This is a genomic window from Kitasatospora sp. DSM 101779 (genome assembly GCF_025655475.1).
In the GTDB taxonomy this organism is placed as follows: Bacteria; Actinomycetota; Actinomycetes; order Streptomycetales; family Streptomycetaceae; genus Kitasatospora.
This window is the reverse complement of record NZ_JAHTIK010000002.1, coordinates 21,441-31,619: the sequence shown is the minus strand read 5'-3', so window position 1 is coordinate 31,619 and position 10,179 is coordinate 21,441. Positions and strand designations below refer to the sequence as shown.

Here is a 10,179-nt window from a genome sequence, read left to right as displayed (position 1 = left end):
GACCGCCGCGCCGCACGGCATCGTCGGCGCGCTCGCCGTCGACGCCGCCCTGCCCGCGGCCGTGCTCGCCACCCGCGCGTGGCGGGCGAAGCGGCCCTACAGCGGCCGCACCACCCGGTTCCTGCACCGGCACCGGGCGCTGCCGACCCCGCCGAACCGGCCGATGCGCAGGGCCGAGCTGCTGCGCACCTCGGCCGCGGCGACGGCGGCCGGAGCGCTGCTGACGCTGATGCCGGTCACGCACACGGGGCCGTTCGAGGCGCCGATGACGGGGCTGTGGTGGCTGGCGCTCACCCCGGCCACGGCGATCCCGTGGTGGTGGCGCCGCCGCATCCGCGCCGCGGCCGCACCGCTCGGCGTCGAGGAGCGGATCGCCCGCTGGGAGGAGAAGGTCGGCGGGCAGCGCGGGGCGCTGCCCGGCTCGCGCCTGGTCGACCCCATCGACACCGGGGACGGAGCGTGGGAGGCGCTGATCGAGCTGGACGGCGGCCGGCAGACCACCGCCTCCGCGATCGCCGCGACCACGCTGATCGCCTCCGCCTACGACCTGCCGATCTCCTCGATCGCCGTGGACGGTGTGCCCGGCGGGGCGGCGTCCCGTGCCAAGCTGCTGGTCTACGACAAGAACCCGTTGAAGCAGGTGCCGGTGTTCCCCGGCCCGGAGGCCCTCGACGTCGAGACCGGGATCGCCCGGCTCGGCCTGCACATCGACGGCACCCCGGCGCAGTACCAGATGTGGCGGCCCGGCTGGGGCGCCGTGCACACCCACATCTCGGGTGCGACCGGCTCCGGCAAGTCGGCGCTGCTGCGCAGCCTGTTCTCGATCGAGCGGCACTCCGGCCTGGTGACGTCCTGGGGCGGGGACCCGCAGGAGGGCAAGAGCTTCGGCTTCTGGCAGGACTACCTCTCCTACTTCGCCCCGGGTGTGGACGAGTGCATGGCGATGCTGATCGCCGCCGACGCCGAGCTCACCCGCCGCTCCAAGGCCTCCGCCCTGACGGTGTGGCACGACGACGACGGCGACGTGATGTACGGCGATACGGACTGGTCGCCGACGCCGGAGGAGCCGCTGATCTCGGTGACGATCGATGAGTGGCAGGACGTCTGGGGGAACTACCCGGAGGCCCTGGACTACGCGGTGCGGATCGCGATCCTCGGCCGCAAGGTGGGCATCAAGCTCCGCCTGGTCACCCACCTGCCCACCCTCGACTCGCTCGGCACGACGAAGCTGCGCCAGCCGCTCACCGCGGGCAACAACGTGGCTTTCCGCACCACCGAGCGCTCCGCCGGGTACGTCATCAACCTCCCAGCGGACCCGAACGACATCCCCGCGACCTGGCCGGACCAGCCCGGCGTGCCGACCTCCGGCATGGGCTACCTCAAGGGCGTCGAGGAGCGCGCCGCGATGTTCCGGGGCTGGGCGCCGGAGCGGGCCGGCATCGCCACCCGCTGGGCCAAGCGCGGCACCCCCGCCGTCATCTCGCAGGAGGCCGCCGAGCACATCGGCCCCGCCTACGTCGAGTGGCACGAGCGCCTGGCGGCCCGTCGGCGCGGCGAGCTGCCGCCGGTGCCCGGCGTCACCGCGGACCGGGACGCCACCCTCGGCCAGGTGGCGGGCGACGTGCCGCCGAGCGCGCCGCAGAAGAAGAACGGCGGCGTCGTCGCCCCGGCCATCTCGTTCGGCAAGGTCCCGGCGCAGACCGGTCCCGGCTTCGAGCAGCAGCTCACCACCACCGCCACCGCGGCCGGGACGCCGGTGCGCGGCGACAAGAGGAAGGCGATCCTCGCCTTCCTGGAGACCGAGGGGCAGGCCACCACCGGGATCATCTCCGCCCGGCTCGGCATGCCGATGTCCACCGTCTCCTCCACCCTCAGGCGGGCCGCCGAGAAGAACGAGGTCGTCGACCTCGGCCACGGCGCCTGGGGCTCCGTCACCGCGATGGCCGCCTGAACCACCGTCACCCCCTCCACCGTGCCCGCCGCCCGAACACCTGGGCGGCGGGCACACCCACACCCGCGCATGCGCGAGAGAGAAGGCAACCCCGTGAACGCCACCCACCACCTGATCGTCGGCCGTGCCTGCTCCGGCAAGACCCGCACCCTTCAGCAGCTGATCGCAGCCGAGAAGGCCGCCCACGGCCCGGCCGTCGCCGTCTGGGGCATCGAGCCGACCGGACCCGGCCGCATGGCCGGCCTGGACCGCACCGTCGGCGCCGACCAGGCCGCCGCCCTGCTCACCGAGGCGCTCGCCGTCGTCGCCGAGCGCACCGCCCGCCACCGCGACCACGAGCCCACCCCGAACGAGCCGCGCATCCGCATCGTCATCGACGACGCCGAGCCCGTCCTGCGCGACACCGAGACGGCCCACCTCCTGCACCGCCTCGCCGCCACCGGCCGCACCGCCGCCGTCACAACAATCGTCGCCGCGTCCGACATGACCGCCGCCACCTGGCTGCCCGCCCTGCGCCGCCACTACGTCAACGGCGAGGTCACCATCTGCGAGCACCCCCGAACCGAGGCCTGACCAGGCCTCACACGCCCCGCTCCCGGCCTCTCCGAGGGCTGCCGGGCCCGCCCTGTCACCGGGCGGGCCCGGCGGCCCCAGAAGGCGCCCGGCGCCCCCTGCCAGACCCTTCCCCGCCTGCCCCGTGGACCCCGAAGGAGGCTGCCGTGAGCAGCACCCAGAACACGCCGCGCGCTGCTTCCCCGGCCCCGGCCGAGCCGCAGATCAGCCTCCTGGCCACCGGCTACAGCCCGGTCATCCTCGACGGCCAGATCCTCGCCGTCGCGCTGCACCCCGGCGCCTCGGACGACGCGTTCGTGCCGGCCATCATCGACGGCCAGGTCGCCGCCGTCCCCGTGCACAACCCGCTCACCACCGCCCAGGCCGCCGAGCAGGCGCAGCCCGCACCCGCCGCTCCGGCAGTCCCGGCCGGGCAGCCGGTGGCCGATCCGGGCCTGCCGCTCGCGGTGCGCCACTGCATCCTCTACGGCTCCGTTGCGGCGCTCGCGGCCGGCGGCGCGGTGTGGATGCTCGGCGCGGCCGTGGGCGAGGTCGCCCCGCACGCCGACCAGCTCGGCCACGTCCTCAAGTGGGCGGCGATCGCGGTCGCCGCCGTGGTGGTCGGCCTCGCGTGCCTGCTCGGCAAGCTCCGCTCCGTCGCCGCCGGCGCCGGGGCGGGCGCGACGGCCAGCGGCGACGGCTCGTCCGCGACCGGCACCGTCCTGGCCCTGGTCCACCGCACGCACCAGACCAACATCGGCAAGCAGTCCGCCGGATGGCGCGGCTCCATCACCAACAACAACGGCTGACACCACGCCAGGAGGACCCGCCCGTGAACCCCCTCCGCCGTCTCGCCCGGCTCCTCACCCGCCGCCCCGCCCCGGTCTGGCCCGACGAGGACCTGCCCAGCGTCTACCTGCCCGACCGCGGCGAACCGCCGGCCCCAGACCCGGACGGCGAACCCGACTGGTGCACCTGGCGCGACGACCCCGCCGTCCGGCGGCTCCTCGCCGACGCCGAACAAGCCGGCCTCCGGGCCGACACCGAGCGCACCTGATTCCGGCCCGCCGGCCTCGTCCCCGGCCACATCCGCCCACCCCGCCGCACAACGGCCGGGTGGGCGGACCCGTGTCCGGGGCCGTCACCGGCCGACCGGCCCGCACCACCCCGCCCGCCCGACTACCGGAACGGAGAGCAACAGCGTGCGCGTACCCGACATCGACCCGACCGGCGAGCACCACGGCGGCCTGCCGACCTGGCCCTGGCGCTACGCCGACCCCGGCCTGCACACCCGCCGCCAGCTGCGCGCGATGGGCCTGCGCCCCGGCGGCCAGGAGCCCGCCGCCCAGGTCGTGTGCCGCCGCGGCCGCCGGATCGCCTACCTCTACCGCATCGACGCCGCGAAGCCGGTGCGGCCGATGACCCAGGGCCGCACCGCCGCCCTGGACCGGGCGATGGCCGCCCGCCAGACCTGCCCCATCTGCCAGGTCCGCCACGACGCCTGCCTCCCGCTCAAGACCCTCGGCTCGTGCCTGCCCTGCTCCGAGCTGTCCGAGACGGAGCGCGACCAGCTCGCCGCCCTCACCACCGCCGCCTGACCACCCCGAAAGGGAACCCGCTGTGAAGCTGCGCCTGTCCGTCCAGCACCTGGCCGCCGCCGTCACCCACACCGTCCGCGCCGTCTCCACCCGGCCCGTGGTCCCGGTGATGGCCGGCATCCTGGTCACCACCGCCGACGACGGCCTGCACCTGGCCGCCTCCGATTACGAGGTCTACGCGACCGACCGCGTCCACGCCGAGATCGCCGACGACGGCCGCATCCTCGTCCCCGGCCGACTGCTCGCCGACATCTGCGCCCGCCTGCCCAAAGGCGCCGACGTCGACCTGGAGGCCAACGACACCCGCCTGACCCTCACCTGCCGCCGCTCCCGGTTCGAGCTGCCGCTGCTCCCGGTCGACGAGTACCCGCAGCTGCCCGGTCTGCCGCCCGCCGTCGCCACCGTGCACGGCGAGGCCTGGGCCGAGGCCGTCGCCCAGGTCGCGTTCGCGGCTTCCACCGAGGAGGCCCTCCCGGCGCTGACCGGCGTGCACGTCACCCTGGACAGCGACGAGCTGACCATGGTGGCCACCAACCGCTACCGGATCGGCCACCGCCGCGTCACCGTCCAGCCCGCCCCCGCCCCCGCCCCCGCCCCGGCGGGCAAGGGCGGCGGCCGGAAGAAGGCCGGCGCCAACGCGGCGGGCGGCGTGGAGGCGCTGATCCCGGCGAAGACGTTCGGCGACCTCGCGCGCGCCTACGACACCGACCGGCCGCTCACCCTCCACCACGGCGGCGAACTGTGGGGCTGGTCGAGCTGCGGCTCCTCGTTCATGACCCGCCTCATCTCCGCCGAGTTCCCCAAGACCGTGGCGATGATCCCCAACACCGACGGCACCATCAGCGCCCCAGCGGCCGAACTGACCGCCGCCGTGCAGCGCGTCGCCCTGGTTGCCCTCGCCAACGCCCCCGTCAGGCTCACCCTCGACCAGGGTCTGCTGCGCATCGAGGCCGGCGTCGGCGACGACGCCCACGGCTGCGACGCCATCGAGGTCACCGCCACTGGCGACCTCGCCGACGGCTACTCGATCGCCTTCAACCCCGCCTTCCTCGGCGACGGCATCAAGGCCTGCGCCGCCTCCGAGGTGGTCCTGCACGTCGGCGACCCGCACAAGCCAGCCGTCCTCACCGCCCACACCGGCGCCGACGACCAGGACATCGCCGAGCAGCCCTACCGCTACGTCGTCATGCCGGTTCGTCTGAGCGGATCCTGACCCGCCACCCGGGCCGCCGCCGCACCACGGCGGCGGCCCGCGACCAGTCCTGCCCCACTCGCTGCACCAGCGACCTGTCGAGGAGACAGCCACCGTGTCCCAGCACCACACCGCCCCGACCACCGACCACTCCGCCGACACCGACAGCCCGGACCTGATCTGGCACACCCATCGCCGCACCCCGCGGTGGATGCTCCGCGACGTCTACGGGACGCCGAGCACCGCGGCGACCGTCGCGCTCGCCGTCGGCGCGCTGCTCATGCTGATCGTCCTCGTGTGCGCCCTCGGCCCCTACGCGCTGCACGCCGCCCAGTGGATCGCGAAGCCCGAGCACTCCACCGTCCCGGCCGGACGGCTCTGGCGCACGATCAGCACCCCGATCCACCACTACCTCCAGGCCCACTCCGCCGGCCTGCCCGCCGGACCCCGCACCCTGTTCACCGCCTGGGCCCTCGCCGGCGCCCTGATCCTGATCCGGGCGCTGCGCCAGGGCGCCACCGTCGGCGTCCAGCTCGGCGCCGCCGTGTTCGGCGCCCTGACCGTCGCCATGGCCTGGGCCGGCACCGACGGCCCCGGCCGCCCCGTCGCGGCCGGCCTGGCCGCGCTCGCGTGGGCCGTGCTCGCTGCCCTCGCCCTGACCGGCTCCTGGATCACCACTGTCATCCACGAACCCGCCGCCCTCGCAGCTGCCCCCGTGCCGGCGCCGGTCGTGCCCGTCACCGTCGAGGTCCCCGCGCCGCGCATCGAGGCCGTCGTCGTCGACGTCCAGCAGCTCCAGGTCGACATCAACGGCCGCCGCCTCACCGGCGACAACGGCGGCCAGCACGACTGACACCACTGATCCCCGGGGCCGCCCCAACCAGGGGCGGCCCCGGGCCCGCCCCGTCCACGCACCGCCGACCGGAAGGCCAACCCGCCGCATGACCTGGCTCATATCCCGTGACGCCCGCCTCGCCGAGCTCCGCGAGCTCCTGCACGAGCGCTCCGCCACCCTCGCCAACCTGTCCCCCGGCACCGCCGCCCACACCGGCTTGCAGGCCGAGTGCGACGCCATCTACGCCGAGATCAAGCAGCTCGAAGGCTCCACCGGCTGCTCCCCCGCCGTGCTCCTCGCCGTCGCCATCCTCGTCGTCCTCGTGCTGATCACCGCGCGCTGAACCGCCTTCCGGGTCCTGACGCTGCGCACCGGCCCGCGCCCCCGCTGCCCCCGCCCACACGGCCGGGCGGCGGGGCGCTCCGGTGCGCGGCGCGGCCGCCCGGCCGGCACCCGCAGCGAAAGGACCCGCCGCCATGTCATTCTTCCGCCGCCTGTTCCCCGCCCCGCCCCCGCGCCCGCTCTCGACCTGGACGCCCTCGCCCGGGGCCTGCGCCAGGCCGCCGACGACATCGAGGCCCGCCACGACACCACCCTCGACCTCCTCGGTGACGGGGAGCTCCTCGAGGTCGACCTCCTCACCGACTACCGCGAGCGCATCGACGCGATCGACGCCTTCGAGGCCGACACGACCGCCTGACGCACCACCCCGGTCGGCGCTGCGCTTCCCGCCGTCGCGTACCTGCGCAGGACCGCCCGCCCACCCACCGGCCCGTGCGCACTTACCGCTGCGCACCCGCTCACCCGGCTGCGCAGCTGCGCACCGCCCGGATGCGCACCGGAGCATGAGACTGCGCAGCTGCGCACCCCGCTCACGCCTCGCCGGCGTCCGGGTGCGCAGCAGTCGACGTCGACTGCCCGGCAACGACCAGAGGCCGTCACCCTGCCAAGCGCGGGGTGACGGCCTCTTTTGCGTTCTCAGAGCCCCAGTAGCCTGGCGCCGGCCAAGGCGCGTCTTCGCCGCACGGCGGACAATGGATTTCCCGTGTCGGAGAGGTCGTGATCGCCATGGCAGCGCTGCCGACCCGCTGGAAGCTGACCTTCCCCGGCCCGGCCGGCTCCCCCTGGAAGAAGGAAACCGTCGCCGTGGAGCAGCAGGCCGGGTACGGCCCGCACGGTTACCCGCTCTACGCGGACGCGGACCGAAGCGTCCGGGTCGAGATCGAGGACGGCGGCCTGGTCCACGTCATCGACTGCGTGGGCCGATCCGTGCCGGACACACCCGTCCACGCGCACCCCCTCACCTGAGGCGCCGGACCGATCCCGCCAGAGCCGCTGCTGCGCAGCATGATGCGCAACCGCCTGGACGCACGTGTGCTGTCCCTGCGGCCACCTGCGCAGTGCGGAGGTGACCGCAGGGACAGCACAGCAGGAGTATGCGAATCCATCACGCGGCTTGCCGGTGGGCGCCAGAATGCGGCGGTGTTCATATCTCATGCCGCCCCCCTGCCGCTCTGGCGAGCAGTTGCTCCGGGGATCTTGCTCATTGCGGTCTTGGCCAGCGCATGCAGTTCCCCACCTCCGGTTACGGGATCTGCCGAAGTGACGTCTGCGGACATAACCCCCTGGCCGTTCACGGTTGACTCGGGCACGCTGCGTTGCCGCGAAGGCGGCGTCATTACCTTCGAGTCGGGCGGCACGGAGTATGCGGTCTACGGCGAACCGATCCGCGACCACTACTTTGCAGATCCCGGTCCCATCCAGAAGACCTTCACTCTGCCCAGCGGCCGGAAGTCTGGAGAGCCGATGAACTCAGTGATCGCCGCCGGGCAGAAGCTCTGTTAGGGATCGGGTCTGTTGCCCACGACGGTCATGCCCCAGGGGTTGCCGAGGACCGGCCACGTGATCGACAAAGGCCGCAGCGGCTGGGGCGCTGCGGAGGACGACGATGCCGACCCAACGGACCCGATCCACCGCGGGAACCGGGGCGCGGTCATAACCCGGTTATAGATCGAGCTTGCTGTTCGGCCGCGCGGGCCGGGGCAGAGGTTATGGGTGAGGGGTGGCACCCGCATCGCGGTGCCACCCCTCACCCATAACCGGGTTATAGCTGCGCTGGCTGGTCAGTCCCTGAGGCTGTCGACGAGGGCTTCCGCCAACTGGTAGACCTCAGTCTTGTCGAGGACCTTCCTTATGGCCGCCACGAACGCCGCGATGTCGTGCCAATCGACGTCGGGCACTGACACCGCACCCTGCGGTGCCCGCTGCTCCGGAACGGCAGGTGACTCGGCCGCCTCGACAGCTGTACGGCGTACAGGTTCAGCCACTGCAGCTGAGGCCGTTGGCGTTGTGGCCGTCGGAGCGGCGGTGGACGTGGGTGCCGGGCGGGACGGCGGATCCATAACCGGGTTATGGGTCCCGGCCGCCGCAGACGTGTCGATGCCGGCTGGGTCAGGGGCCATGCCCGGCGCCGGCACTGGCTGCGGCGCCGACACGGCGGGTGCGAGCGACTCCTCGTACGCGGCGACCTGCTCGGCCGCCGGCAGAGCGGTGAAGGCCCGAGCGGCCTTGATACCGAGCTCGCCCGCAGCCACCTTCTGCTGCAGCTCCGGAACGAGTTCGAGCAGCGCGATCCGCTGCGACACGAAAGCCTGGGTCTTACCGATGCCCTTGGCCACCTTCGACTGGGACATCCCGCGTCCGGCCGGCGGCTTGTCGGTGAGTACGCGCAGTGCCTCGGCCTCCTGGATCGGGCTGAGCCCGACGCGCAGAAGGTTCTCGGCGACCGCGAACACCAGCGGGTCCTCGGCGGCGTCGTCGTTCACGAACGCCGGGACCTCGGTGAGGCCGGCCTGCCGGGCGGCCTCGAGCCTGCGGTGGCCCGCGACGACCACGTACTGCCGGCCCGCGACAGCCTCGGCGTGCTGAGGGTGGTGCTTGAGGAATGCGGCGGAGCTGCAGACGGTCAGCGGAGTGATGACCCCGACGCCGCCGATGCTGGTGACAAGCTCGACGAAGTCCTGATCGCCGGTGTCGATGGCCCCGCGAGGGTTCTCGGGATTCGGGGCGATCTGCGCCACGTCCGCGACCGGGGGTCGGGGGGCCGCCTGGGTCGGTTCGTCGAGGGGCTCGCCGTCGAGCATGTCAGCCAGGTTGACGCGGCGGCTCATCGGGCGGATCCGTTCAGGTTGAGCTCCAGGGCGAGCTTGTAGAAGTCCTCGCGAGCCTCGAAAGCGGACCGGTTGGGCTTGTACTGGGTGACGACGAGGCCCTCGGCAGCTGCCCGGGCATGGACCTTGTAGTGCCGGATGACGGTCGTCGCGAGCGGGAACCCGTTCTTCTCGACGAACTCCTGGGTCTGCTTCAAGTCCGCCTCACCGTCCCGCGGATCCCAGTTGTTGATCACCACGGTGTACGGCAATCCGCGAGGCTGCACGATCTGTCGGACCGTTCGCACGGTCGGCTTGAAGCCAAGCGGCTCCGGCTCGATCGGAAGGATCACACTGTCCGCGTTGTCCAGGACAGCGCGCAGGATGTCGGCGGCCTTGCCGTCACCGAGCGGGTCCGCGGTCGTGTCGTCGTCGGACAGGTCCAGCCAGCCCGGGGTGTCGACAAAGATGTGCTGAACCGACTTCACAGCCCGAAGCTTGCGCAGCGAACCGAGGTCGTTGTGGGCCTGGGTGAACAGGAACGGCAGATCGTCGCCGACCCGATTGGACCACCAGGCGGTCGAACCCTGAGGGTCGACCGAGACCGCCAGGACCGGCGGCTGCTCGCCGGCCTTCCGGCCGATCACTTCGGCCGTGACTGCGGCGAGGTTGACGGTCAGCGTCGACTTGCCGACGCCGCCCTTCTGGTTGAGCAGGACATGCACGTGTGCCATGAAAGCTCCGTATGCTTCCCAGTTGACTGGTACTTCGGACTGGCACAGCATGTCAGAAGATCGTCACGGGATCTTGCATCACCCTCGGCACGGCGTGGATAGGTGTCTGCTCTCAAACAGCCAAGGGGGCGGCGGCCGCGGAACGGCCGCCCGATGTTTGCTGCTCTC

General features: G+C 73.0%; 12 protein-coding genes. 10 read left to right on the top strand and 2 right to left on the bottom strand.

Going from position 1 to position 10,179, the window contains the following annotated elements; translation table 11 throughout:
- The 10 genes from KSNIM_RS38430 to KSNIM_RS38385 all read left to right on the top strand — a co-directional run.
- Nucleotides 1-1,951: hypothetical protein (locus KSNIM_RS38430; protein ID WP_263108300.1), on the top strand; the 1,951-nt coding region annotated here is incomplete at its 5' end.
- 93 nt (nucleotides 1,952-2,044) lie between these two features.
- Nucleotides 2,045-2,524, top strand: a complete 480-nt coding sequence (locus KSNIM_RS38425; RefSeq protein ID WP_263108299.1) for a hypothetical protein — start codon at nucleotides 2,045-2,047, stop codon at nucleotides 2,522-2,524.
- Nucleotides 2,525-2,670: 146 nt separating this feature from the next.
- Complete coding sequence (locus KSNIM_RS38420; RefSeq protein ID WP_263108298.1) at nucleotides 2,671-3,312, top strand: hypothetical protein; 642 nt, start codon at nucleotides 2,671-2,673, stop codon at nucleotides 3,310-3,312.
- A gap of 23 nt (nucleotides 3,313-3,335) precedes the next feature.
- On the top strand, nucleotides 3,336-3,560 hold the full coding sequence (locus KSNIM_RS38415) for a hypothetical protein (RefSeq protein WP_263108297.1): 225 nt from the start codon (nucleotides 3,336-3,338) through the stop codon (nucleotides 3,558-3,560).
- 145 nt (nucleotides 3,561-3,705) lie between these two features.
- Entirely contained in the window at nucleotides 3,706-4,101 is a 396-nt protein-coding gene (locus tag KSNIM_RS38410; protein WP_263108296.1) for an RRQRL motif-containing zinc-binding protein, read from the top strand.
- Between the two features lie 22 nt (nucleotides 4,102-4,123).
- Nucleotides 4,124-5,314: a DNA polymerase III subunit beta gene (gene dnaN / locus KSNIM_RS38405; RefSeq protein WP_263108295.1), complete on the top strand. Its 1,191-nt coding sequence runs from the start codon at nucleotides 4,124-4,126 to the stop codon at nucleotides 5,312-5,314.
- A 94-nt stretch (nucleotides 5,315-5,408) separates the two neighbouring features.
- On the top strand, nucleotides 5,409-6,146 hold the full coding sequence (locus tag KSNIM_RS38400; protein WP_263108294.1) for a hypothetical protein: 738 nt from the start codon (nucleotides 5,409-5,411) through the stop codon (nucleotides 6,144-6,146).
- 88 nt (nucleotides 6,147-6,234) lie between these two features.
- On the top strand, nucleotides 6,235-6,471 hold the full coding sequence (locus tag KSNIM_RS38395) for a hypothetical protein (protein WP_263108293.1): 237 nt from the start codon (nucleotides 6,235-6,237) through the stop codon (nucleotides 6,469-6,471).
- A gap of 725 nt (nucleotides 6,472-7,196) precedes the next feature.
- Nucleotides 7,197-7,436 (top strand): DUF6296 family protein, encoded by a 240-nt coding sequence (locus tag KSNIM_RS38390; protein ID WP_263108326.1) that lies wholly within the window; start codon nucleotides 7,197-7,199, stop codon nucleotides 7,434-7,436.
- 294 nt (nucleotides 7,437-7,730) lie between these two features.
- Entirely contained in the window at nucleotides 7,731-7,973 is a 243-nt protein-coding gene (locus KSNIM_RS38385; protein ID WP_263108292.1) for a hypothetical protein, read from the top strand.
- 278 nt (nucleotides 7,974-8,251) lie between these two features.
- Here KSNIM_RS38385 and KSNIM_RS38380 read toward each other — a convergent pair whose 3' ends face one another.
- Nucleotides 8,252-9,298, bottom strand: coding sequence for a ParB/RepB/Spo0J family partition protein (locus KSNIM_RS38380; RefSeq protein WP_263108291.1), 1,047 nt, complete (start codon nucleotides 9,296-9,298; stop codon nucleotides 8,252-8,254).
- Nucleotides 9,295-10,011, bottom strand: a complete 717-nt coding sequence (locus KSNIM_RS38375; RefSeq protein WP_263108290.1) for a ParA family protein — start codon at nucleotides 10,009-10,011, stop codon at nucleotides 9,295-9,297. Before KSNIM_RS38375 ends, KSNIM_RS38380 begins: the two co-directional genes overlap by 4 nt.
- Nucleotides 10,012-10,179: the final 168 nt, after the last annotated feature.

Excerpts from the sequence above, each read along its gene's own strand:
- KSNIM_RS38395 (WP_263108293.1), top strand. The coding sequence starts at position 6,235 with ATGACCTGGCTCATATCCCGTGACGCCCGCCTCGCCGAGCTCCGCGAG.
- KSNIM_RS38375 (WP_263108290.1), bottom strand. The coding sequence starts at position 10,011 with ATGGCACACGTGCATGTCCTGCTCAACCAGAAGGGCGGCGTCGGCAAG.
- KSNIM_RS38380 (WP_263108291.1), bottom strand. The coding sequence starts at position 9,298 with ATGAGCCGCCGCGTCAACCTGGCTGACATGCTCGACGGCGAGCCCCTC.
- KSNIM_RS38390 (WP_263108326.1), top strand. The coding sequence starts at position 7,197 with ATGGCAGCGCTGCCGACCCGCTGGAAGCTGACCTTCCCCGGCCCGGCC.